The sequence below is a fragment of the Klebsiella sp. BDA134-6 genome (assembly GCF_015601345.1).
GTDB classification, from domain to species: Bacteria; Pseudomonadota; Gammaproteobacteria; order Enterobacterales; family Enterobacteriaceae; genus Klebsiella; species Klebsiella grimontii.
In genome coordinates this window covers 3398595-3420931 of the sequence record NZ_CP064784.1, presented here as the reverse complement: position 1 = coordinate 3420931, position 22337 = coordinate 3398595, and the positions used below count along the sequence as shown (strand labels likewise).

At 61.2% G+C, this 22337-nt stretch carries 17 protein-coding genes and 2 pseudogenes; 16 read left to right on the top strand and 3 right to left on the bottom strand.

Annotated features, from left to right (window positions below; all coding sequences use genetic code 11):
- The first annotated feature begins 146 nt into the window (after positions 1 to 146).
- The 7 genes and pseudogenes from IYV58_RS15805 (at position 147) to IYV58_RS15775 (ending at position 7191) form a co-directional block, all read left to right on the top strand.
- A complete protein-coding gene (locus IYV58_RS15805; RefSeq protein WP_087828254.1) occupies positions 147 to 1040 on the top strand; it encodes a LysR family transcriptional regulator in 894 nt (297 codons plus the stop codon).
- A 145-nt stretch (positions 1041 to 1185) separates the two neighbouring features.
- Positions 1186 to 2287 (top strand): annotated as a pseudogene (locus tag IYV58_RS15800) (LLM class flavin-dependent oxidoreductase).
- Between the two features lie 19 nt (positions 2288 to 2306).
- Complete coding sequence (locus tag IYV58_RS15795; protein ID WP_195729705.1) at positions 2307 to 3413, top strand: acyl-CoA dehydrogenase family protein; 1107 nt, start codon at positions 2307 to 2309, stop codon at positions 3411 to 3413.
- 11 nt (positions 3414 to 3424) lie between these two features.
- Entirely contained in the window at positions 3425 to 4399 is a 975-nt protein-coding gene (locus IYV58_RS15790; RefSeq protein ID WP_004119234.1) for an ABC transporter substrate-binding protein, read from the top strand.
- The gene (locus IYV58_RS15785; RefSeq protein ID WP_004119236.1) at positions 4396 to 5433 is read left to right on the top strand and encodes an ABC transporter substrate-binding protein; all 1038 of its coding nucleotides are present in this window, start codon (positions 4396 to 4398) and stop codon (positions 5431 to 5433) included. Before IYV58_RS15790 ends, IYV58_RS15785 begins: the two co-directional genes overlap by 4 nt.
- Entirely contained in the window at positions 5414 to 6409 is a 996-nt protein-coding gene (locus IYV58_RS15780) for an ABC transporter permease (RefSeq protein ID WP_049115191.1), read from the top strand. Before IYV58_RS15785 ends, IYV58_RS15780 begins: the two co-directional genes overlap by 20 nt.
- A complete protein-coding gene (locus IYV58_RS15775; RefSeq protein ID WP_004119243.1) occupies positions 6403 to 7191 on the top strand; it encodes an ABC transporter ATP-binding protein in 789 nt (262 codons plus the stop codon). The genes IYV58_RS15780 and IYV58_RS15775 overlap by 7 nt, the downstream gene beginning before the upstream one ends.
- Before the next feature lie 136 nt (positions 7192 to 7327).
- Here IYV58_RS15775 and IYV58_RS15770 read toward each other — a convergent pair whose 3' ends face one another.
- On the bottom strand, positions 7328 to 9400 hold the full coding sequence (locus IYV58_RS15770; RefSeq protein WP_123829226.1) for a TonB-dependent siderophore receptor: 2073 nt from the start codon (positions 9398 to 9400) through the stop codon (positions 7328 to 7330).
- 505 nt (positions 9401 to 9905) lie between these two features.
- Between IYV58_RS15770 and IYV58_RS15765 the strand changes: the two genes are divergently transcribed.
- The 8 genes and pseudogenes from IYV58_RS15765 (at position 9906) to IYV58_RS15730 (ending at position 17059) form a co-directional block, all read left to right on the top strand.
- A complete protein-coding gene (locus IYV58_RS15765) occupies positions 9906 to 10727 on the top strand; it encodes an ABC transporter ATP-binding protein (RefSeq protein WP_004119255.1) in 822 nt (273 codons plus the stop codon).
- Positions 10724 to 11749: a FecCD family ABC transporter permease gene (locus IYV58_RS15760; protein ID WP_123829227.1), complete on the top strand. Its 1026-nt coding sequence runs from the start codon at positions 10724 to 10726 to the stop codon at positions 11747 to 11749. Before IYV58_RS15765 ends, IYV58_RS15760 begins: the two co-directional genes overlap by 4 nt.
- Positions 11746 to 12798: a FecCD family ABC transporter permease gene (locus IYV58_RS15755; RefSeq protein ID WP_195729128.1), complete on the top strand. Its 1053-nt coding sequence runs from the start codon at positions 11746 to 11748 to the stop codon at positions 12796 to 12798. Before IYV58_RS15760 ends, IYV58_RS15755 begins: the two co-directional genes overlap by 4 nt.
- Positions 12789 to 13762, top strand: a pseudogene (locus tag IYV58_RS15750) (ABC transporter substrate-binding protein); the annotation flags it as partial. The gene IYV58_RS15755 and the pseudogene IYV58_RS15750, both read left to right, overlap by 10 nt.
- Entirely contained in the window at positions 13759 to 14658 is a 900-nt protein-coding gene (locus IYV58_RS15745) for a MurR/RpiR family transcriptional regulator (RefSeq protein ID WP_004119261.1), read from the top strand. The pseudogene IYV58_RS15750 and the gene IYV58_RS15745, both read left to right, overlap by 4 nt.
- Before the next feature lie 95 nt (positions 14659 to 14753).
- Positions 14754 to 15521 (top strand): basic amino acid ABC transporter substrate-binding protein, encoded by a 768-nt coding sequence (locus tag IYV58_RS15740; RefSeq protein WP_004119265.1) that lies wholly within the window; start codon positions 14754 to 14756, stop codon positions 15519 to 15521.
- A 64-nt stretch (positions 15522 to 15585) separates the two neighbouring features.
- Positions 15586 to 16353, top strand: coding sequence for an amino acid ABC transporter permease (locus IYV58_RS15735; protein WP_004102832.1), 768 nt, complete (start codon positions 15586 to 15588; stop codon positions 16351 to 16353).
- Positions 16337 to 17059 (top strand): amino acid ABC transporter ATP-binding protein, encoded by a 723-nt coding sequence (locus tag IYV58_RS15730; RefSeq protein WP_195729704.1) that lies wholly within the window; start codon positions 16337 to 16339, stop codon positions 17057 to 17059. Before IYV58_RS15735 ends, IYV58_RS15730 begins: the two co-directional genes overlap by 17 nt.
- Positions 17060 to 17164: 105 nt before the next feature.
- Here IYV58_RS15730 and IYV58_RS15725 read toward each other — a convergent pair whose 3' ends face one another.
- The gene (locus IYV58_RS15725) at positions 17165 to 18370 is read right to left on the bottom strand and encodes an MFS transporter (RefSeq protein WP_004119271.1); all 1206 of its coding nucleotides are present in this window, start codon (positions 18368 to 18370) and stop codon (positions 17165 to 17167) included.
- Between the two features lie 283 nt (positions 18371 to 18653).
- On the opposite strand from IYV58_RS15725, the gene IYV58_RS15720 reads away from it, so the two are divergent.
- Positions 18654 to 19805 (top strand): M20 aminoacylase family protein, encoded by a 1152-nt coding sequence (locus IYV58_RS15720; RefSeq protein ID WP_004119279.1) that lies wholly within the window; start codon positions 18654 to 18656, stop codon positions 19803 to 19805.
- A gap of 175 nt (positions 19806 to 19980) precedes the next feature.
- Here IYV58_RS15720 and fdhF read toward each other — a convergent pair whose 3' ends face one another.
- On the bottom strand, positions 19981 to 22131 hold the full coding sequence (fdhF, locus tag IYV58_RS15710) for a formate dehydrogenase subunit alpha (protein WP_195729127.1): 2151 nt from the start codon (positions 22129 to 22131) through the stop codon (positions 19981 to 19983).
- Positions 22132 to 22337: the final 206 nt, after the last annotated feature.

The window sequence follows — 22337 nt, the reverse complement described above, 5'->3', positions numbered from 1 at the left end:
TACACGTAGTACGTGAGGATTATTCGCTACGCTCCCCCTTCGGGCCGCCCTGAAGGCGTTCAAAACTCTATGAGTTTTGTCTGAGCACTGCCCAGGTTCAAAATGGCAAGCAAAATAGCTCTGATGGGCCAGGCTTTAAGGACGCTATGCGCATCGACGACATTGACGCACTGCTGGCCACCGTGCAGTTTTCCTCGCTTAACCAGGCCGCAGAATATCTTGGTATTACCCAATCAGCGATTACCCGGCGTCTGCAGCGTCTGGAACAAACCCTCGACGTGACGCTGCTGGAGCGTCAGACCCGGCCGCTCACCCTGACCGCCGCCGGGCACCGGGTTTACGAGCAGTGTTTGAGCATCAAGCGGGAGACCAAAAAGCTGTACGGCCTGCTCGACCCCGAAGCGGAACCTCACGGTATTCTGCGTCTCGGCGTGCCGCAGAGCGTGGCGGAAATTGCCCTGCAGCCGGCGCTGGCCGCGCTGCGCCAGCAGTTTCCCGCTCTCCAGCCGCAGGTGACCTGCGGCTGGAGCGGTCTGCTGCAAAAGCGCCTCGAGAGCGTCGAGCTGGACGGGGTGCTGGCGATGGGGCCTGAGCAGCAACGCTTTGCCGAAGGCTACAGCGGAAGGCTGCTGTGCCCGCTGGATATCGTGGTGATAGCGGCGAAAAGCTGGCGCCTGCACGCCGGAGCGCTGCGCGACTGCGCGGAAAAAGGCTGGGTGCTCAATCCCGACGGCTGCGGCCTGCGGGCGGGGCTGATCCGCGAGTTGCAGTCCCAGGGGCTGCGCTTAGCGCTGAATGTCGAGACCGCGGGCGCCCAGCTGCAAATCAGCCTCGTGGCGCAGGGGCTGGGGCTTGGCCTGGTGCCGCGCGCCGCGCTGGCCGCCAGCCCGTGGCGCGATGACGTCGCCGTGCTGACCCTCGCTGACTTCCAGCCCGCGGTGCATCTGTGGTTGGTTCACGCGCAGAATCTGGCTAATCTGAGCCAGCCGATGACTTTTTTCGCCGGCAAAGTCGTTCAGCAACTGAACGTATCTGACTGAAACCTAAATACAATTTTTATCAATGCTTATCTCGCATATTAAGATATGATAAAAATGCATTTTGTTCATTAAGAGCCCGTGTATAGGGTAATGAAAACGCGCCGCCGCAGCGGTCCACTCATTATCCTGCTACAAGGAGTTCTGCATGAGCATTCAGTTTCTCGGCATGATCGGCCACCGCCTGTCGTCGGAAACCATCGCCCCGGTCGGTCCGGTTTTTGACCGCGATTACATCGTGCGTTTCGCGCAAACCCACGAGGCTGCCGGGTTTGACCGCCTTCTGGTGGGGCACTGGTCCGATCAACCCGATGGCTTTCTGGTGACCGCGCTGGCGGGCCTGTCGACGCAAAAGATCGGCTTCCTGTTGGCCCATCGTCCCGGTTTTGTCTCGCCAACCCTCGCCGCGCGTAAGTTCGCTACCCTTGAACACCTGCTGGGCGGCCGTCTGGCAGTGCATATCATCAGCGGCGGCAATGACGCCGAGCAGCGCCGCGACGGCGATTACCTCGATCACGACCAGCGCTATGCGCGTACCGATGCCTTCCTTGAGACCGTCCGCAAGGTGTGGACCGCCGAACAGCCGGTGGATATCGCCAATGATTTTTATCAGGCTGAACAGGCGTGGTCGGCGATTCGCCCGCTGCAAAAGCCGCATATTCCCCTCTACTTCGGCGGCTCCTCGGAAGCGGCCATCGCCGTGGCCGGTAAACATGCCAACGTTTTCGCCCTGTGGGGAGAGTCGCTGGCGCAAACCGCGGAAACCATCCAGCGCGTGCGGGCCGAGGCGGCGAAACATCAGCGCGAAATCGACTTCAGCGTCTCGTTCCGGCCGATTATCGCCGCGACCGAAGCCGAGGCCTGGGAGAAAGCCGAGCATATCCTGCATGTCGCCACCGAGCGGGCGGCGCAGAGCGGAGGCGGTTTCAAAGCCAAGCCCGACAGCGTCGGGGCGCAGCGTCTGCGGGCGACGGCGGCGCAGGGCAAGGTGGTGGATAAACGCCTGTGGACCGGGATCGCGCAGCTGGTAGGCGGCGGCCACAACTCCACCGCGCTGGTGGGCACCCCGGAGCAGGTCGCCGACGCGCTGCTCGATTACTACGACCTCGGCGTGCGCAACTTCCTGATCCGCGGGTTCGATCCGCTCAACGATGCTCAGGAGTACGGTAAGGCCCTGCTGCCGATAACCCGCGAAAAAGCCGCCCTGCGCGCGGTGGCGGAGCGCGCATCGTGATCGATCAGGCCAATGATGGCTGGGCGCGGCGGTTAATGGAGGTGCGCCAGCTGATGGCGGAGCAGGCGGCCAGCCTTGACGCCAACGGCGAATTTCCCCGCGACAATATCGACCGTCTGCGCCAGCGCGGTTTTTTAAGCCTCGCCGTGCCGCAGCAGTACGGCGGGGCAGGTGCCGATCTTCCCAGGCTTCAGCAGGCGGTCGCCGCCATCGCCTGGGGCGAACCGGCGACCGCGCTCATTGTTTGCATGCAGTATCTGCATCATCTGCGGCTGGCGGAAAACGCTGGCTGGGCCGAGCCGCTGCGTCAGCGGGTTTTTCACGATGCCGTCGAGCGGGGCGGTCTGATCAACAGCCTGCGGGTGGAGCCGGAACTCGGCTCTCCAGCGCGCGGCGGCCTGCCGCAAACCGTGGCGACCCGCCGCGCAGGGGGCTGGCAAATTAACGGTCACAAAATTTATACCACCGGTGTTGAGGGACTAAGCTGGCTGGCCGTCTGGGGACGGAGCGACGACGCTCGGCCACTGGTCGGCACCTGGCTGGTTCCAGCCGACAGCGAGGGCGTCAGCGTGGTGAAAAGCTGGGATCACGCCGGAATGCGGGCAACCGGCAGCCACGAAGTGGTGCTCAACAATGTGCGGGTGGCCGATGAGTATGCGGTGGACGTGTGGGCGGCCGATGCGCCTCCCGCGCCGGACGCCGAGCAGTTTCGTCTGTTTGCCAATCGCCATACGGCGCTACTGGCGGCGATCTACGACAGCGTGGCGCGCGCGGCCCGCGACTGGCTGGTGACGTGGCTGGGTACGCGTATTCCGGGCAGCCTTGGGCAACCGCTTTCCAGCCTGTCGCGCGTGCAGGAAAAAGTCGGCCAGATTGACGGATGGCTGCTGGTCAACCGCAGCCTGCTGGAAAAGGCCGCGCAGCTGGGCTTTTCCGCCATTGAGGCGAATCTGGCGAAAGTGACGATTACCGACAACGCCATTCAGGCGGTAAACCTGGCGCTGGAGCTGACTGGCAACCATGGCCTGAGCCGGCAAAATCCTCTGGAACGCCACTATCGCAACGTCCTGTGCGGTCGGGTACATACCCCGCAGAACGACAGCGCGTGGCTGGCGGCAGGCAAATACGCTTTTCAAAAATAAGGATAATTCATATGCGCAAACTTCATTTTACCCGTTTAGCCGGGGCGCTGATGCTGCTGGCGCTGAGCGGCTATGCGGCGGCTCAGGAGCGAATCACCCTGCGAATCGCCGATCAAAAGGGCGGCATGCGCTCGCAGCTGGAGGCCGCCAACGCCCTGCAGGATCTCCCCTACGAGATTAAATGGGCCGAGTTTCCGGCCGCCGCGCCGCTGGCGGAAGCGCTTAACGCCGGGGCGGTGGATGCGGGGATTATCGGCGATGCGCCGCTGCTGTTCGCGCTGGCTAACGGCGCGCCGGTCAAAGCTATCGCCGTCGATAAAAGCAACCCTGCCGGCACCGCGGTGCTGGTCTCGCCCGGCAGCGCGTTGAAGAGCGCCGCGGATTTAAAAGGCAAACGCATCGCCACCGGTAAAGGGTCGATTGGCCACTTTGTGGCGCTGAAAGCGCTGGAGCAGGCGGGGATTTCGCCGAAAGAGGTGCAGTGGGTGTTTCTCGGCCCGGTGGACGCCAAAGTGGCGCTGCTCAACGGATCGGTTGACGCCTGGGCGACCTGGGAACCCTATACCACGCAGTTGGTGAAGACCGCGGAAGGAAAGATTCTGGTCAGTGGTAAAGGGCTGCTGCCGGGCAACACCTTCCTGGCGGCAACCGATGATGCCCTGAAAGACCCGCAAAAACGCGCGGCCCTGCAGGATTACCTTACCCGCCTGGCCGGCGCCGAGCGCTGGGCCTACGCCAACCTTGATAGCTACGGTAAAACGCTGGGGGAGATTATTCGTTTCCCGGCGGATATCGCCCGCGCGCAGTTTGCCAATCGCCAGTCACAGTGGCAGCCTCTGGACGCACAGACGGTCGCTCAGCAGCAGTCGACGGCGAATTTTTACCTCGCCAACGGACTGATCCGCGCAAAGCTGGACGTGACGCCGACGTTTGATAACGGCTTTAGCGTGCCCGCCGCCCAGGCCCATGCGGAGGTGACGCCATGATGAAAGCCGCTTTTTCCCGCCGTCGTTTCTTACGCTTGACCGGCGGGCTCGCGCTCGCCGGGGCATCCCTGCCGCTTTGGGCTCACGATATGGCGGCCATGGCGAGCGGGGAAGAACATCCGGCGCTGCGCCTGGCGCAGCCGTATAAAATCAAGCTGGCGATTAACAAAAGCGCGGTGTGCCTGGCGCCGGTTGCCGTCGCCGAGCAGCAGAAGATCTTCAGTAAATACAATCTCGACGTGGAGTTCGTTAACTTCGGCAACTCGACGGACGTGTTGCTGGAGGCGATTGCCACCGGCAAGGCCGACGCCGGCGTCGGGATGGCGCTGCGCTGGCTGAAGGCGCTGGAGCAGGGCTTCGACGTGAAGCTCACCGCCGGAACCCACGGCGGCTGCCTGAACCTGCTGACGGCGAAAAACTCGCCGTTCGGCGGCCTGGAGAGCCTGAAAGGGCAAACCATCGGCGTCACCGATATGGCCGGGCCGGATAAAAACTTCTTCGCCATCTTGCTCAAGCGCCACGGCATCGACCCGATAAGCGATGTACAGTGGAAAGTCTATCCGGCGGATCTGCTCAGCGTGGCGCTGGATAAACGCGAAATAGCAGCCATCAGCGGCAGCGAGCCCTTTAGCTATCGCCTGCTGGCAACCGGCAAGTATCAGCTTATCGCCAGCAATATGACCGGCGATTACGCCAACCTGAGCTGCTGCGTACTGGGCGTCAGCGGTAGCCTGGCCCGCGATCATAAACCCGCCGCCGCCGCGCTCACTCAGGCGATTCTTGAGGCGCACAGCTATGCCGCCGCGCACCCGGAAAGCGTGGCGCAATCCTTCCTCGCCCATGCGCTGAATACCAATGAGGCGGAGGTCAGCGGCATTCTCCACGGCCAGGGGCACGGCCATCACGCGGTGGGCGAGGCGTTTGTCAAAGAGCTGACCCAGTACGCCGTAGATCTTCAGCGGGTGCAGGTCATTAAGCCGGGCACCGATCCCCATCAGTTTGCGGAGAGCATTTATGTCAACGTTTTCGCCTGAACGGGCGCTGGCGCGTGCGACAAGCGGCAGACCGCTGTGGACGGAAGGCCTGCTTGCCGCCGCGCTCTGGCTGCTGGGCGGCCTGTTTACCCTGGCCTGGCCCGATGCCGGGCGGCGCTGGCCGTTTAGCGAAGGGTGGGCGCTGGCGCAGTTCACTCTCGGCGGCGGGCTCTTGCTGCTGGCGCTGAGCTACCGCTACTGGCGGCAGCGCGGGGCTCGCCTGCAGCATGCTGGAAAGTGGCTGGCGCTGCTGCCGGTACTCTTTGCGCTGTGGGAGGGGCTGACGGCAAAGACGGCCTTTCTGCCGGTGCCGTTTTTCGCGCCGCCGCAAGCGCTGATTGAGGTACTGTACGATGACTGGCCGCGCCTGCTCGATAGCCTGCTGCATTCGCTGGGACTGCTTGGGCTCGGGGTGCTACTGGGTACCAGCTGCGGCTTTATCAGCGGGCTGGCGATCGGCTGGTCCCAGCGGATCGGCTATTGGGTGCATCCGGTGTTGCGTCTGCTGGGGCCGGTGCCGTCCACCGCGCTGCTGCCCCTGTGCCTGTTTATTTTCCCTTCCAGCTTCGGCGCCAGCGTATTCCTGATTGCGCTCAGCACCTGGTTCCCGGTGACCGTGCTGACCTGGTCCGGAGTGATCGGCATCGATAAGGCATGGTATGACGTCGCGCGGACCCTGGGCGCCAGCCAGCGCTTCCTGATCCTGCGCGTGGCGATCCCCGCCGCGCTGCCGAACGTCTTTGTCGGCCTGTTTATGGGGCTTGGCGCATCGTTTTCGGTGCTGATCGTCGCCGAAATGGTCGGGGTGAAATCGGGTATTGGCTTTTATCTGCAGTGGGCGCAGGGTTGGGCTGCCTATCCCAATATGTACGCGGCGCTGCTGGTGATGGCGCTGCTCTGCTCCGGCCTGATTAGCGGACTGTTTATGGTGCGCGACCGGCTGCTAAGCTGGCAGCGGGGAGGCATGCAATGGTAACCGTGAACGCAATACCTCAGGCGGCATCGGCCGGCGCGGCGGTGTCGATAAGCCATCTGCATCACGCTTTTAGCCTTGGTAAACAGACGGTGCCGGTGCTGGAGAACATCAGTCTGCAGCTGCGGCCCGGAGAGAGCGTCGCGCTGCTCGGCCCCTCGGGATGCGGTAAATCCACTCTGCTGCGGCTGCTGGCGGGACTGGAGCCGCAGCAGGCCGGGCAAATTCAGATTGATGAGGCGGCGATGGGCGGACCGGGGCCCGAACGGATACTGGTGTTTCAGGATCCGACCCTTTATCCGTGGCTGACGGTGCGGCAAAACGTGCTGCTGGGGCCGCAGGCGCAGGGGAAAAAGGGGCTTGAGCCAAAGGCCGATGCGCTGATTGCGCGAATGGGGCTGCAGGCGTTTAGCGAAGCGTGGCCGCGCCAGCTCTCCGGCGGCATGGCGCAGCGTGCGGCGCTGGCGCGCGCGCTGCTGAACGAACCGCGCCTGCTGCTGCTTGATGAGCCGCTGGGCAAGCTGGATTCGCTTACCCGCATCAGCATGCAGCGGGAGCTGATCGCTCTATGGCAGCAGCAGGGCTATACCAGCCTGCTGGTCACCCACGATATTGAAGAGGCGCTGCTGCTCTGCGATCGGGTGTTAATCATGTCACCGCGACCGGGACGGATTATCGCCGAGTTTGCGCTTCCGCTGGCGTATCCCCGCCATCGCGACAATCCGCTGCTGCTACAGCATCGGCAGGATATTTTGCGCATTCTTGGCCAGGGTGAGGACTGGTAAGGCAAGGCGTTATCCGGGGCGTGCTGATTCTGACCGTTTGGCGGGGATTCCCGGGGGCGGCGCTAGGGCCGCGCCTTGCCCGGGCTACAGTGTGCTAGCCCGGATAAGGCGCCGCGATCCGGGACAGGGATAAGGCTTAAAAATCCATCTTCACCGTAAACTGCACTTCCCGCGGGTCGCCGATCTGGTTACCGAGGTTGTTGGTGCCGATGGAGGAGGTGTAGTAGGTCTTATCAAACAGATTTTTCACGTTAACCTGTAGCGTCACCGGATATTGCAGCTTCATCTTATAGGCCGCAAACACATCCGCCACCGCATAGCCCTGCAGATAATAATCTGCGCCGTTGGTACCGGAACGTTTGCTTACCGCGCGACCGCCGCCGCCCACCGTCAGGGTATTGCTGTCGTAGACGTTGTGAATGTCGTAGCTCAGGAACAGCGAACCGGTGTGTTTCGGCACGTTCGGCAGCGGTTTGCCTTTGTAATCCGGATCGTCGGTGACTTTCGCATCGGTATAGCCGTAGCTGGCGATAACGCTCAGGTTATCGGTTAGCGACCCGGCCACGTCCACTTCGACGCCGCGGGAGCGTACCTTACCGGCGGTTTTTGCCACCGTCTCATCGCCCACGGATTCCGTGTAGAGGACGTTGCGCTTATCAATATCAAACAGCGCGATATTGGCGGTGATGCCATTGAACAGATCGAACTTCGCGCCCAGCTCGTACGCCGTGGACTCTTCCGGCGGCAGATTGCCAATATAGCTGGCGATGGAGGACTGCGGCATAAACGACTGCGCCACGTTACCAAACAGGGAGATGGACGGTGTCAGCTTATACACCAGGCCCGCTTTCGGCGTCCATTTCTGGTCGCTGCTGTCGGTATTGACGTTAAACGGGCGACCTTTCCCGGCGTACTGGGTGTAATACTGATAGCGCACTCCGGCAACGGCGATCCACTTATCGCTAAGATAGAGCGCGTCCTGGACGTAACCTGCATAACTCTCCTGCTGAATACGCTGATCGCTATCGGATGCCGAAACGCTGGAGCATTTGTCGAGCGTACCGTAGACCGGGTTGTAGATATTAAATCCCTTGACGTTCTTACAGCGGATCATATCGGTGCGCAGCAGATCGTAATTCTCATAGGCCAGGCCGGTGAGGATCTCGTTATAGAAGCCGCCAATGACCACGTTACCCTGTAAATCCGCCCGCGTAGCGTGCATCTTCTGGGTTGAACCGTGGGTGGCGTCGACGCGGCGGGTCAGGTTGCCGGTCGCCGAGTCGTAGGCCATGACCCGGGCCTGATCGTCGTTGTAATGATCCTGGCTGTAGCTGTAGTCGAAGCGGGCGGTCCAGGCGTCGCTGAGACGGTATTCGGCATTCAGCTGCGCGAGATCGGAATAACCGTCGGTAATATTAAACGGTTCATCAAAACGCGTTTTGCGATCGACGTTCACCGCATGGCCGGTGTTCAGATCGAAGATGGTGCCACGATCGAATGGGGTACTGTAGTTACGGTGAGAATATGAGACGTTCACCGTTGCGCGCTCGCCGAACCAGGTCAGGGAGGGGCTGATAAAGCTGCTCTTCTGTTTGCCGTAATTACGCCAGTAATCTTCATGCTGATATTCGCCAATCACCCGATACGCCAGCGGCGTCCCGTCGATGGGGCCGGTGACGTCGAACTGGCCGGTACCGCCGCCAAAGCTGGTGGAGGTGGCGGAGACGGATCCGCCGAAGCTACGCTCCGGGCGTTTGGTGACGACGTTGATCAATCCGCCAGGGTCGAGAATACCGTACAGCGTCGAGGCCGGGCCTTTGAGCACTTCGACGCGTTCGGTGGCGGCGGTGAAGCTGCGCGGCAGTACGGTGCGCAGGCCGTTGGTCATGATCGAGCCGTCGCGGTTGGCGCCGAAGCCGCGGCGGGTGAAGGCGTCCTGAGTCCCGCCGAGGGTATTGGTTTGTACCACGTTGGCGACGTTATACAGCGCTTCGTCGAGGTTGGTCGCATGCTGATCCTCGAGCACCTGCTCGCTGACGGTATTGACCACCTGCGGAATATCCAGCATCGGCATGGTAGTCAGCGTGGCGGTCGAGGTATTAACCGGCTGGTATCCCTGGGTAGCGCGTTGCTGGGTGCCTTCAGCCACGACCGTTATGGTCTCGTCAGCGGTTTTTTTTGTTTTATCGGCGCTATTTTCCGCGGCCACTAATCCCGGTGAGGTGAAAAAAATCAGTGAAAAAAGCGCACGCCCTTTTAATGCCGAAAAAGGGCCATTTAATGGAATCATTTTTGTGTCTCGTGAACGAACCTCGCCTTTGCGGAGAGGTAAAGCCAATAAAATCATTGCCCTGAAAAAGAAAGCTATCTGTTATTAACGCCAGAAGGCGCGCAGATATGTAATTGAGAATCATTCAATCACGAAGGAATGTAGTAGTAAACGTTATGTAAGATAAAAAAGCGCCGACGCAAATAATCACTCACTCAGCGCTGAATAAGCAGAGCGGATATAAAATAATTCGTTGTTTTTATTGTTGATTAATCCATGTGCTGCAGGTGCGGTTGTTGGTAGTAGACCGCCATTGCCGATGCGGTCGCGGGGTATTGACTACTACATTCATCCGCCGCATGATCAAAAGAGAATGAGATGTATTTTTGTTTGAGTGCGGAACGAGCGGGCCTGGCGCCACGCCGTTGCGGCGCGGGAGCGAGTTATGCCACAGCGGGTGTTGCCTGCAGAGCAGGGAATCGTCCTCGATTCCCTGTCGGCCGGATATGGCCAGACGCTAATTGTCGATAATATTCATCTGACCATCCCCCACGGGAAAATGACGGTACTGGCCGGCGCTAACGGCTCGGGGAAATCGACGCTGCTGTCGACCATCGCCCGGATGCTCAAGCCGCTGGGCGGCTGCGTACGTCTGGACGGCGAGGTGATTCATCAGCTGCCGACCCGTGAGGTGTCCCGTAGGCTGGGCATTCTGCCGCAATCGCCGCTCACGCCGGAAGGGCTGACGGTGTTTGAACTGGTTTCCCGCGGGCGCTATCCCTGGCAGGGTCTGATGCGTCAATGGTCCGAGGCCGATGAACGGGCGGTAGAAGAGGCGCTGCGGCTCACCGGTACCGCCGAGTTTGCCCATTTAGCTGTTGATAGCCTCTCCGGCGGCCAGCGTCAGCGCTGCTGGATCGCGATGGCGCTTGCCCAGCAAACGGCGACGATTCTGCTGGATGAGCCCACCACCTGGCTTGACCTGCGCTATCAGGTCGACATTCTCGAACTACTGCAAACCTTAACCCGCGATCATGGCCGCACGGTGGTCACCGTCCTGCATGACCTGAACTTCGCGGTGAACTACGCCGACCTGCTGGTGTTTCTTAAAAAAGGGCAGATCGCCGGGGTGATTAATGAACAGGAAATCTGTACGCCGGAGCTGATCAAAATGGTCTTTGACGTGGACGTGCAGATGTCGCTCAATCCGCAGACCGGTAAGCCCTTTTTTATGCCGTTCCGCGCCCGTGAAGAGAAGGCGTTATGAGCGCCTCCGCGTTGTTCCTGCAGCGCCGGCAATCCCGGCCCCGGCTGGCGCTGGCGCTGCTGAGCCTGCTGCTGCTGGGCGGCTCGCTGGTGCATCTCGGGCTCGGCGCGCGCTGGATTGCGCCGCAAACGGTGCTGCAGGCGCTGCTCCATTACGATCCGCGCAACTTTGACCACCGCATCATCGTTGATTTACGTCTGGTACGTCTGGCGGCGGCGCTGCTTACCGGCGCGGCGCTCGGCGTGGCGGGGCTGCTGCTGCAAACCGTGATCCGCAACCCGCTAGGCGAGCCGCATATTCTCGGCCTTAACGCCGGCGCTTCGCTGGCGGTAGTGGCGACGTCGGCGCTGGGAGTCAGCCTCGGCGGCGTGGCGTTAACCAGGCCGCTCACCGCCGCCTGCGGCGCGGCGCTGCTGTTTGGCGGCGTGATGCTGCTGTCGTCGTCCGGGCGCGGCGGCGTTACGCCGCTGCGCATTACCCTGTGCGGGGTGGCGCTGTCGGCCTTTGCCTCGGCGGTCACCGCGGCGATTCTGATCCTCGATGAACAAACGCTGCTGGCGATGCGTACCTGGCTGGCGGGCGATCTTGCCGGGCTGAACTGGCAAACGCTGCGCGCTGCGCTGCTCCCGGCGCTGGCGGGAGTGACGATCGCGCTGGCCATCGCGCCGCGTCTGAACGTGCTGGCGCTGGGCGATAAGGTCGCGCTGGGGCTGGGGGTAAAGATTGTTCAGACCCGCCTGCTGGGGCTGGCCGCCATTGCGCTATTGTGCGGCTCGGCGGTGGCGGTGGCCGGACCGATCGGCTTTGTCGGTCTGGTGGTTCCGCACGTGGTGCGTCGGTTGATTAGCGAAGATATTCGCCTGGCGCTGCCGCTGGCCGCCCCGGTTGGCGCCCTGGTGCTGCTGCTGGCGGATATCGCCGCTCGTACGTTGGTCGCACCCCAGGAGCTGGCAACCGGCGCGATGACCGCGCTGGTGGGGGCGCCGGTATTTATTTTTATCGCCGCGAGGTTTTTTAAATGAAAAGCGCCGCCCGTCGCGCCGGTTTTCGGCCGCTTGTCTGCGGCGGCTGGTATCTTTTGCTGCGGCCAGCGGCGTTAAAAATCGCTGCCGGCATGCTGCTCGTTATCCTGCTGCTGGCGCTGTTTGGCCTGACCCGCGGCAGCTTCCCGATGCCTTCCGGTACCCTGTTTCGCGCGCTGTTGGGTGCGGAAATCGTGGGCGAACAGCAGCGTTTTATCCTGTTTGATATCCGCCTGCCGAGGCTGTTTATGGCGCTGCTGGGCGGGGCGATGCTCGGCCTGGCCGGCGCGGCGATGCAGAGCATTACCCGCAACGGTCTGGCGGATCCCGGGCTTATCGGGGTGAAGGAGGGGGCCAGCATTGTGGTTCTGGCGCTGGTGCTGTTCTTTCCGGCGGTGGGCCTGGTCTGGCGGCCGCTGGCGGGTATGCTCGGCGGCGTGCTGGTGGCGCTGCTGGTTCTGGCACTGGCCCGCGACTGTTCGCGCCCGCGCTTTATTCTCATCGGCATCGGCGTCTCCTGGACGCTGGCGGCGGCGGTCGGCATTTTTATGACTACCGCCGACGTGCGCGATGTACAGACGGCGATGATCTGGCTGGCGGGCAGCCTGCATGCGGCGACCTGGCCGCTGTTGGCCGTCGCTTTTTGCTGGGCGCTGCCCGGGGCGCTGATCCTTTTTTTGACCGCCAGGGCCGCCGATGCGGCGCTGCTCGGCGACCGCGCGGCCGTCGGACTCGGGGTACGCCTGCAGCAGCTCACCCTGCTGCGTTTCTTCGCGCCGGTGCTGCTGACCTCCGCCAGCGTCTCCTGCGTCGGGAGTCTCGGCTTCGTTGGCCTGATGGCGCCGCATATGGCGCGCTTTCTACTGCGCGGCGGCCAGGTGGCGCTGCTCTGCGGCAGCGCGCTGATCGGCGCGCTGCTGGTGCTAGCCACCGATACCATTGGCCGACTGGCGTTCGCGCCGCTGCAGATACCGGCAGGGATCGTGATTGCTCTGGTCGGCTGTCCGTTTTTTATCGTTCTGCTCTGGCGTCGCCGTGATGCCCTGTAAATCAAAAAGGATCGCTATGCGTTGGTTCGTTTCTCTGCTGGTGCTGTTGGCGGGCGTCGCCTCGGCCGCCGATACGCAAACCTTCACCGACGACTTAGGTCGCACGGTGACCGTTCCGCTGCACCCGCAGCGCATTGTGTCGATGCACGATCTGGATATCACTATTCCCCTGATTGAGCTTGGCGTCCCGCCGGTGGCCAGCCACGGGCGGACTCGTCCGGACGGCAGCCACTTTTTACGCGCCAGCGCGCAGCTGACCGGGATTGATTTCGATAACAGCGCGATTCAGTTTATCGGCACGGCGGATATCGACCTCGAAGCGGTGGCCGCCGCGAAACCGGACCTGATTATCACCGAACCGAGCCGCCACGTCTCGGTGGAGCAGCTGGAGAAGATTGCGCCAACGGTCAGCATCGATCATCTGCAGGGCAGCGCGCCGCGCATCTACCGTAAGCTGGCGCAGCTCACCGGTACCCAGCCGCGGCTCTTAATCCTCGAACGCCGCTATCAGGCGCAGATAGCCCAGCTAAAGGCGATGGTGGATACGCAAAACATTGTTGTCTCGGTGATTCAGGCCAACAACGGCAAGGTGACCGTGCATCACTCCTATCATGCGCTGGGCCGCGTGCTGCGCGATGCCGGATTCCGCTTCCCGCCGCTGATTGACAACATCCCTGAGGGCCAGCGCATTGACGTCAGCGCCGAGCAGCTACCGGAGCTGGATGCCGATTTTGTGTTTGCCACCTGGCGCTCCGATACCGGCGGTAAGCCGCAGGATGAGCTGCGGGCGATGGAGGGCGTGATGCCGGGCTGGTGCGACTTTATGCGCGCCTGCCGTACCGGGCGCTATATACTGCTGCCGCGTGAGGAGGTTATCTCTAACTCCTACGCCGCGCTGTCGCTGATGGTCGCCCAGGTGCAATCGCACATTGCCGGTCGTCCCTTACCCGAGGGGCTGAAATGAAAACGGCGGTCAAAAGAGAGAAGGGGCGGGTTGACCTGTTCGGCGAACGTTTTCGCGCCCGCGCGCATCAGCTGTCGCCGCGTCTGCTGGCGGTAGCGAGCTATATCAACGATAACCGGGAAGCGGTACTGGAGCGCACGGCCATGGAAATCGCGAGCGCGACCAACACCTCGGACGCCACGGTGGTGCGCGCCATCCAGGCGCTCGGCTTCGCCGGCCTGCGGGAACTGAAGCAGACCATGGAACGCTGGTTTGGCCCGTCGGCGACCTCGTCGGAAAAGATGATTTCAACGGTGAGCGCGCTCTCCAGCGATGTCCATTCGAGCATTGATTTTGTCCTTGAGGGGCATCAGCGGGCCTGCGAAGTGCTGTCGCGACCTGACAACCGCGCGGCGGTAGCTCAGGCGGTGGCGCTGCTGACCGGCGCGCGCCAGGTGGGCATTTTCGGGATCGGCGCCTCGGGCATACTGGCGGAATATACCGCCCGGCTGTTGAGCCGCATCGGCCTGCCTTCGTACGTGATGAACCGCACCGGTTTCAGCCTCGCCGAGCAACTGATCGGCCTGCAGCGCGGCGACGTGCTGATTATGATGGGGCAGAAGTCGCCGCACCGGGAGGGGATGACGACCCTGCGCGAAGCTCGCCGTCTGGGGATCCCGACGATTTTACTCACCCAGGCGCTGGACTCCCGCTTTAGCCAGCAGGCGCAGGTGGTGATTGAGGTGCCGCGCGGCGGCGATAACGGACGGGTGCCGCTGCACGGGACGGTGCTGGTATGTCTGGAGATGATCGTGCTGTCGGTGGCCTCCACCGCGCCGCAGAAGACGGTGAAATCGATGAAGCGGATCAATGAATTGCATCGGGCCATCGGGAAATCCGGCGGTAAACGAAGCTAAACGGCAGATAATTTACCGTCGGGAAGGTTTCCGGTTGCATGCCATGCTGACAGTGTGTATTTTTATGCAAAATTAATGCATAAAACGGAGTTGTCATGGTTAAGAAGTGGATGAAAGCATGCTGCCTGGCGGCGGCGATGATCGGCACCGCCCACGCGGCTCAGCAAACTTACGTGGTGGGTTCCGGCGGAACCTATCGCCCGTTTGAGTTTGAGAACAGCCAGAAACAGCTGGAAGGGTTTGATATCGATATCATTAAAGCGATCGCCAAAGCGGAAGGCTTTGATATCAAACTGGTCAATACACCGTGGGAAGGGATCTTCGCCACCCTGAGCACCGGCGATCGCGACATTATTATCTCCGGGATCACTATCACCGATAAGCGTAAGCAGATGGTGGATTTCTCCGCTCCTTATTTCCCGGCCGAGCAGTCCATCGTTGTGCCGGCGGATTCAAAAGTGACCTCCCTTGAGGCGCTGAAAAGCGAGAAAGTCGGGGTGGTGAACTCCAGCACTGGCGATATCGTGGTCTCCGACGTGCTGGGCAAGAACAGCACCGCGATCAAGCGCTTTGATAATACCCCGCTGATGCTGCAGGAGCTGTTTGAAGACGGCGTCAGCGCGGCGGTCGGTGACGTCGGCGTGGTGAAATACTACATCAAGCAGCACCCGGAGAAGCAGTTTAAGCTGGTGCCGGATGCCAAATTTGAGCGCCAGTACTTCGGCATCGCGGTAGCGAAAGGCAACAGCGAGCTGCAGGCGAAGATCAACGCCGGTTTACAGAAAATCATCGCTGACGGCACCTACGCCAAAATCTATAAAACCTGGTTCGACGACAACGTCCCGACGCTGCCAGCGCAATAATTCGCATTTTTGTTTCATCACGGCTATCGACTCTGGCGATAGCCGTATTTTTTAGGGAAGGATTATGACGGGATTCCGTTGGGAGATCATTGAGGAGTACGGTCCGCTGTTTATGGACGGTGCCCTGATGACCATTAAATGTACCATTATCTGCGTGATCCTCGGCACCCTGTGGGGGCTGACCCTTGGGCTGGGGCGGATGGCGAAAGCCGAGCACGGGGTATGGAAATACGTTCTGCGTTATCTGGTGCAGTTTCCGGTGCGCTTTTACGTCAGCGCGTTTCGCGGTACGCCGCTGTTCGTGCAAATTATGGTGGTGCACTTCGCGCTGGTGCCGCTGTTTATCAACCCGCGTGACGGACTGCTGGTGACCAGCGGCATGATGAGCGCTGATTTCGCTCGCGAGCTGCGCTCAAACTACGGCGCGTTTCTCTCCTGTATCGTGGCGATTACGCTGAATGCCGGGGCCTACGTGTCGGAGATCTTCCGTGCCGGGATCCAGTCGATCGATAAGGGGCAGATGGAAGCTTCCCGCGCGCTGGGAATGCCGTGGTGGAAAACCATGCGTCAGGTGATTCTGCCGCAGGCGTTTCGCCGCATTCTGCCGCCGCTGGGCAACAACGCTATCGCCATCGTTAAGGACTCCTCGCTGGCGTCGGCCATCGGTCTGGCGGATCTGGCCTACGCCGCGCGCACCGTTTCCGGCGCCTACGCCACCTACTGGGAACCCTACCTGACCATCTCCCTGGTTTACTGGGTCATTACTTTCCTGCTGGCGCAGCTGGTTAACCGTCTGGAAAAGAGGTTTGGCAAAAGTGATTCACATTCGTAATTTACACAAGCGCTTCGGCGACAGCCACGTTCTGCGCGGTATCAGCTGCGATATCAAACCGCAGGAAGTAGTCTGTATTATCGGCCCGTCCGGTTCCGGAAAAAGCACCTTCCTGCGCTGCATGAACGCGCTGGAAACCGTCAGCCAAGGCGAGGTAGAGGTGAACGGCTTTGCCGCCCACGATCGCGCCACCGATCTGAATAAGATGCGGGAAAGCGTCGGCATGGTCTTTCAGCGCTTCAATCTGTTCCCGCACAAAACGGTGCTGGAAAACCTGATTATGGCCCCGATGAGCCTGCGCGGCATGGCGCGCGCGGAGGCGGTGCGTCTGGCGGAAGAGCTGCTGGCGAAGGTCGGGCTGAGCGACAAGCGCGACGCCTGGCCCTCCAGCCTCTCCGGCGGGCAGCAGCAGCGGGTGGCCATCGCCCGCGCGCTGGCGATGAAGCCGTCGATTATGCTGTTTGATGAGCCCACTTCGGCGCTCGATCCTGAGCTGGTGGGCGATGTGCTGGAGGTGATGAAAAACCTCGCCAGCGAAGGGATGACCATGGTAATCGTAACCCACGAAATGGGCTTTGCCCGCGAAGTGGCCGACCGGGTTATCTTTATCGACCAGGGCATCATTCAGGAAGAGGGAAAACCGGCGCAGATCTTTAGCGCGCCGACTAACCCGCGCACCGCCGAGTTTTTAAGTAAAGTGCTGTAATCAATAACGCCCCCGGCGCGCGCCTGCGCCGCCGGGGAGAAGATCTTACGCGGAAGGTGAAAGCTCTTTCGTCCTCTCAACGCGTAACTGCCGAACGCTTAAGCGCTACTGCGCCGCCTCGCTAATATCATCCATCTCTTCTTCACGCTCGCGTTCGTCCGCCAGCAGCGCTTTTTCGCTTTTACCCAGGCACTGGATCAGCAGGAACAGCGCGCCGCTGACAAACAGCGTTATCAGCAGACCATCATAGCCCGCGACGCTGATCAGCAATCCGCTGACCACCGGCCCGGCCACGCTGCCCGCGGACCAAAAGAATCCCAGCAGAGCGTTGATCATAATCAGCTTCTGCCCGGAGAAGGTTTTCCCGGCGCGGACCAGCGACAGGGTATAGAGCGCCCCCGCCGCGGCGCCGAGAAGCAGGCAGCCGGCAATTAGCTGGATATGCGACACCAGCAGAAACGGCAGGGCAAGCAGGGCGAGGCAGAAGACCACCGCGCAGGTCAGATGTACGCGGCGGATACCGAAGCGGTCGGCAATCCAGCCCAGCGGCGCCTGGAATACGGCGTCGCCGGTCAATACCACCGTCACCAGCAGCACCGCCGTGACTTCACTTAGACCTTTATCCATACCGTAAAGCGGCAGCAGCGCCAGTATGCTGGCATCAAAAAAGGCGAAGCAGAATACGCCGGAAGCCAGTACCGGCAAAAAGGCGCCGAGGCTGCGCCAGCTGGCGCGTTCCGCCAGCCGTTCGCGGCTGCCGGAGGGTAGATGGCGCAGCATCAGCAGGCAGGCGAGGGTCACCAGCCCGACCAGCAGCAGCGTCCATGATTGATACGCTTCTCCGGCGGAGATCAGCAGCGGCCCCGCCAGCTGACAGCCGGTAAAGGCGGAGGCATAAATGCCGGTCAGGGTTGCCCGGTTTTTCCCCGCCGCGCCGCCGGTGATCCAGCTTTCGCCAATGACGATAATCACCCCCGACGCCAGGCCGGTAACCAGCCGCGGCAGCAGGAGATGAACCATATCAAACGACAGGCAGGAGGCGATGGTTGACGCCGCCAGCGCCACCAGACTGACGGAGAGCAGAAGCCCCATCTCAAAGCGCCGGCACAGCGCGGGTGAGAGGAAGGAGGAGATCATCATCCCCGCTGGCGGTAGCGCGGCCAGCAGGCCGACGTAAACGGTATCAATCTGCTGCTGCGCCAGCTCCAGACTGATTAAGGGCACCGTGTATCCGGTGATAAATCCCACTAATGAAGCCGCCATGATCATCGCCAGCGTGGGGGCAAGGCGATTCTGCTCTGGGTTGAACATTTTATTTCCGGTTAAGGAGGTATGAAGAGTGAATTATTCGGCAAAACGCCAGTATAGCTGCATAATAATTAATCGCACGCCTTATGTCACCGTTGATATCACTACAAAAAAGAACGGCACTGGCGGGGGGGCCGCGTAAAGGCGCGCCGGTGCAGGGTTTGGCGGAAGTTGTCAGCGAGCAGGCGAAAGGATATAACCAATAGGCTGGCGGACTACCTGTAGCCCCAATTTATTGAATAACACACTCGTTCAGCGCTGATGCTGTGCAGGAAAGGAGTATGACATGGCAGTATCCTCTTCACTGATCGCCGAGGCCATTCGCTGGCGACGTGATTTTCATGCTTGCCCTGAGCTGGGGTATCAGGAACAGGAAACCTCGCGCCGGGTGGCTGAACTGCTCGCCTCGTTTGGCCTCCAGGTGCATCGCGGGCTGGCGGGTACCGGCGTGGTCGCGACCCTGGAGAACGGCCCCGGTCCGGTGATTGGCCTGCGGGCCGATATGGACGCGCTGCCGATCGCCGAGCAGAGCGATATCGATTACAAATCACGCAATCCTGGCGTGATGCACGCCTGCGGCCACGATGGCCATAGCGCGATGCTGCTGGCGACAGCGGCGCATCTGGCGCAGACCCGCCGCTTTCGCGGTACCGTGCACTTTGTCTTCCAGCCCGCCGAGGAGAACCTGGGCGGCGCGCGGAAAATGGTGGAGGAGGGGCTGTTTGAGCGCTTCCCGATGGACGCCATTTACGCGTTGCACAACTGGCCGGGTATGCCGCTGGGCCAGGTGGCGATCGGTAGCGGGGCGATGATGGCCTCTCTCGACGCGTTTGAAATTACTCTGACCGGAAAAAGCTGCCATGCGGCGATGCCGGAGCGCGGAGCGGACCCGATTGTCGCCGCGGCGCAGTTGATTATGGCCCTGCAAACCATTCCTTCGCGCCGCCTGTCGCCGCAGGAGTCGACGGTGGTGAGCATTACCCAGATTGCCGGCGGGGAGGCGATCAACGTGCTGCCGGATAAAGTGGTGCTACGCGGAACCTTCCGCTGTCTGAATAACCAGGTGCGCGCGCGGGTCAGGGGGCTGATTGAAAGCTATGTCGCCGCCCAGCCGCAGGTATCAGATGTGGAAGGCAAAATCGCCTGGTATCCCGGTTATCCGGTGACCACTAACCATCCGGCCGAAGCGCAAAAGGTGCGCGAGGTAGCGACCGCGCTGCTGGGGGAGTCGGCGGTGAGCTGGAACGGTAATCCGTCCATGGCCTCGGAAGATTTTGCCTGCATGCTGGAGGCGTGCCCGGGCGCCTATTTTTGGATCGGCGCCGATGGCGAGACGGCGTCAAAGCCGCTGCATAACGCCGGATATGATTTTAACGATGAGCTGCTCCCTCACGGCGTGGCGCTGTGGACGGCGCTGGTGGAGAAACTGCTGGCGTAAGCGGGCGATCCCGGAGGCGGTGCTCCGCACCTGTCCGGGCTACACGACTTCAGCGGACTGCGGACCGGTAGCCCGGGTAAGCGCAGAATTTGTAGCCCGGGCAAGGCGCATTGAGCGCCGCCCCCGGGAGCAAAAGTGGATACGAAGGGAGACGCGCGCATCTCCCTGCGGGGTTTTACACGTTCACCGCCGCTTTCAGGCGGGCTTTCATCTCGCTATAGCTGGTCCAGGCATACTGTTCGGCCCAGCGCTGATCCGCAATAGCCTCCACCTTCACCGCGCAGTATTTGGTTTCCGGCGTTTTCGAGATCGGGTCGAGATTATCCTGCGTCAGCTCGTTACAGGCGCCGACCCACCACTGATAGGTCATATACACCGCGCCTTCATTAATGCGATCGCTGATGTCGGCGCGGGTAATCACCTTACCGCGCCGCGAGCTGACCCACACCAGCTGCTGGTCGGCGATTCCGAGGCGCTGCGCGTCGGCGCGGTTGATTTGCACCCGGCCCGGCTCATCGGCAAGCGATTGCAGGGCCGCGCAGTTGCCGGTCATCGAACGACACGAGTAGTGGCCGACTTCGCGCACGGTACAGAGCACCAGCGGATACGCTTCATCCGGCGTCTCGGCAGGCGCGCGCCACGGGGCGGCGAACAGCTGGCCTTTGCCGGTTGGCGTATCGAAGAGGTTATCTTTATACAGCCACGGCGTACCGGGGTGATCCAGCGTCGGGCACGGCCACTGGACGTGGTTCATATCACCCATTTTCTCGTAGGTGACGCCGTAGAACAGCGGGCAGAGTTCGCGCATTTCGTCCCAGATCTGCTGGTTATTATCGTAATGCATCGGATAGCCCATTTCGCTGGCCAGCAGGCTGATGATTTCCCAGTCGCGCTTAACGTTACCGGTAGCGATAATCGCCTGCTCAAAGCGCTGGAAGCCGCGGTCGGCGCAGGTAAAGACGCCGCCGTGTTCACCCCAGGAGGTGGCGGGCAGCAGTACATCGGCGATTTCGGCGGTTTTGGTCATAAAGATATCCTGCACCACCACGAAATCGAGCGCCTCAATCCCTTTACGCACCAGGCCCAAATCGGCTTCGGTTTGCAGCGGATCTTCACCCATGATGTAGTAGGCTTTGATCTCGCCGGTCAGCGCTTTGTGCGGCACTTCGGTGATCCGGGTGCCGACCTGGTCGTCCATACTCGCCGGATCAATCCCCCACGCGTTGGCGAATTTGGCGCGAACGCCGGGGTCGGTGACGTCCTGGTAGCCGGGGAACATATTCGGCAGGACGCCCATATCGCAGGCGCCCTGGACGTTGTTTTGCCCGCGTACCGGCCCCACGCCGACGTTGGCGCGTCCGAGGTTGCCGGTTAACAGCGCGAGGCTCGCCAGCCCTCTGACAACGTCCACCGCCTGGCCGAACTGGGTGACGCCCATGCCCCACATAATCGTGGCGGAAGGCGCGGCGGCAAACATGCGCATCGCCTGGCGAATTTCAGCGGCCGGGACGCCGACGATGCCTTCGACGGCTTCAGGGGAATAGTCTTTCACCATCTCACGATAGGCATCCAGCCCCTCGGTAAAGCGGTCGACGTAGTCGTGGTTATAGAGATCTTCTTCCAGCAGAACGTGAGCGAAGGCGTTGACCAGCGCCATGTTGCTGCCGTTATTGAGCTGCAGATGGCAATCGGCGATGCGGGCGGTTTCGATACGGCGCGGGTCGCAGACGATGATTTTCGCCCCGTTTTCGCGGGCCTTAATCACCCGGCGGGCGACGATTGGGTGGGAGTCGGCGCAGTTATAGCCAAAGACCAGCAGGCATTTTGAGTTCTCAATATCGCTAATCGAGTTGCTCATCGCGCCGTTGCCGAGCGCCAGCTGCAGGCCGGCTACCGACGGGCCGTGGCAGACGCGGGCGCAGCAGTCGACGTTATTGGTGTTGAGTACCCCGCGGGCGAACTTTTGCATCACGTAGTTGGTTTCATTGCCGGTACCGCGCGATGAACCGGTAGTCATAATGGCGCGCGGGCCATGCTTCTCCTTTATTTCACGCAGTTTTTTCGCCGTATAGCGGATAGCTTCATCCCAGCTTACCGGGGTGAACTTGCCGCCTTTCTGATAGCGAATCATCGGCTGCTGCAGACGCGGCGTCAGCAGCTGGGTGTCGTTGAGAAAATCCCAGCCGTAATAGCCTTTCAGGCACAGCTGATTTTGGTTAGTAACGCCATCAGCGGCTTCGGCTCGGATAATTTTATTGTTTTCGACGACCAGCTTAAGTTTGCAACCGGCCCCGCAATAAGGGCAAACGCTCGTGATTTTTTTCATCAGTAACAGACCTGTTAACAGAGAATAAACAACAATGGACAGGCCGGGCCCGGCCCGCCCTTGTCAGGGCGTCATGCGCCAGCGTACCGGCAGATGACGGGAGCGTTATGCATAGGCTGTGCCAAATTTTAACTTATTGAATTTAAATAGAATAGTCGGAAGGTGCAGGCGGGGCGGCGGTGATGTCGACACTAATGACGATGACA

Coding starts and splice junctions, on each gene's coding strand:
- IYV58_RS15785 (WP_004119236.1), top strand. CDS start 4,396: ATGATGAAAGCCGCTTTTTCCCGCCGTCGTTTCTTACGCTTGACCGGC.
- IYV58_RS15755 (WP_195729128.1), top strand. CDS start 11,746: ATGAAAAGCGCCGCCCGTCGCGCCGGTTTTCGGCCGCTTGTCTGCGGC.
- IYV58_RS15795 (WP_195729705.1), top strand. CDS start 2,307: ATGGAGGTGCGCCAGCTGATGGCGGAGCAGGCGGCCAGCCTTGACGCC.
- IYV58_RS15740 (WP_004119265.1), top strand. CDS start 14,754: ATGGTTAAGAAGTGGATGAAAGCATGCTGCCTGGCGGCGGCGATGATC.
- IYV58_RS15765 (WP_004119255.1), top strand. CDS start 9,906: ATGCCACAGCGGGTGTTGCCTGCAGAGCAGGGAATCGTCCTCGATTCC.
- IYV58_RS15760 (WP_123829227.1), top strand. CDS start 10,724: ATGAGCGCCTCCGCGTTGTTCCTGCAGCGCCGGCAATCCCGGCCCCGG.
- IYV58_RS15745 (WP_004119261.1), top strand. CDS start 13,759: ATGAAAACGGCGGTCAAAAGAGAGAAGGGGCGGGTTGACCTGTTCGGC.
- IYV58_RS15775 (WP_004119243.1), top strand. CDS start 6,403: ATGGTAACCGTGAACGCAATACCTCAGGCGGCATCGGCCGGCGCGGCG.
- IYV58_RS15725 (WP_004119271.1), bottom strand. CDS start 18,370: ATGTTCAACCCAGAGCAGAATCGCCTTGCCCCCACGCTGGCGATGATC.
- IYV58_RS15780 (WP_049115191.1), top strand. CDS start 5,414: ATGTCAACGTTTTCGCCTGAACGGGCGCTGGCGCGTGCGACAAGCGGC.
- IYV58_RS15805 (WP_087828254.1), top strand. CDS start 147: ATGCGCATCGACGACATTGACGCACTGCTGGCCACCGTGCAGTTTTCC.
- IYV58_RS15720 (WP_004119279.1), top strand. CDS start 18,654: ATGGCAGTATCCTCTTCACTGATCGCCGAGGCCATTCGCTGGCGACGT.
- IYV58_RS15790 (WP_004119234.1), top strand. CDS start 3,425: ATGCGCAAACTTCATTTTACCCGTTTAGCCGGGGCGCTGATGCTGCTG.
- fdhF (WP_195729127.1), bottom strand. CDS start 22,131: ATGAAAAAAATCACGAGCGTTTGCCCTTATTGCGGGGCCGGTTGCAAA.
- IYV58_RS15735 (WP_004102832.1), top strand. CDS start 15,586: ATGACGGGATTCCGTTGGGAGATCATTGAGGAGTACGGTCCGCTGTTT.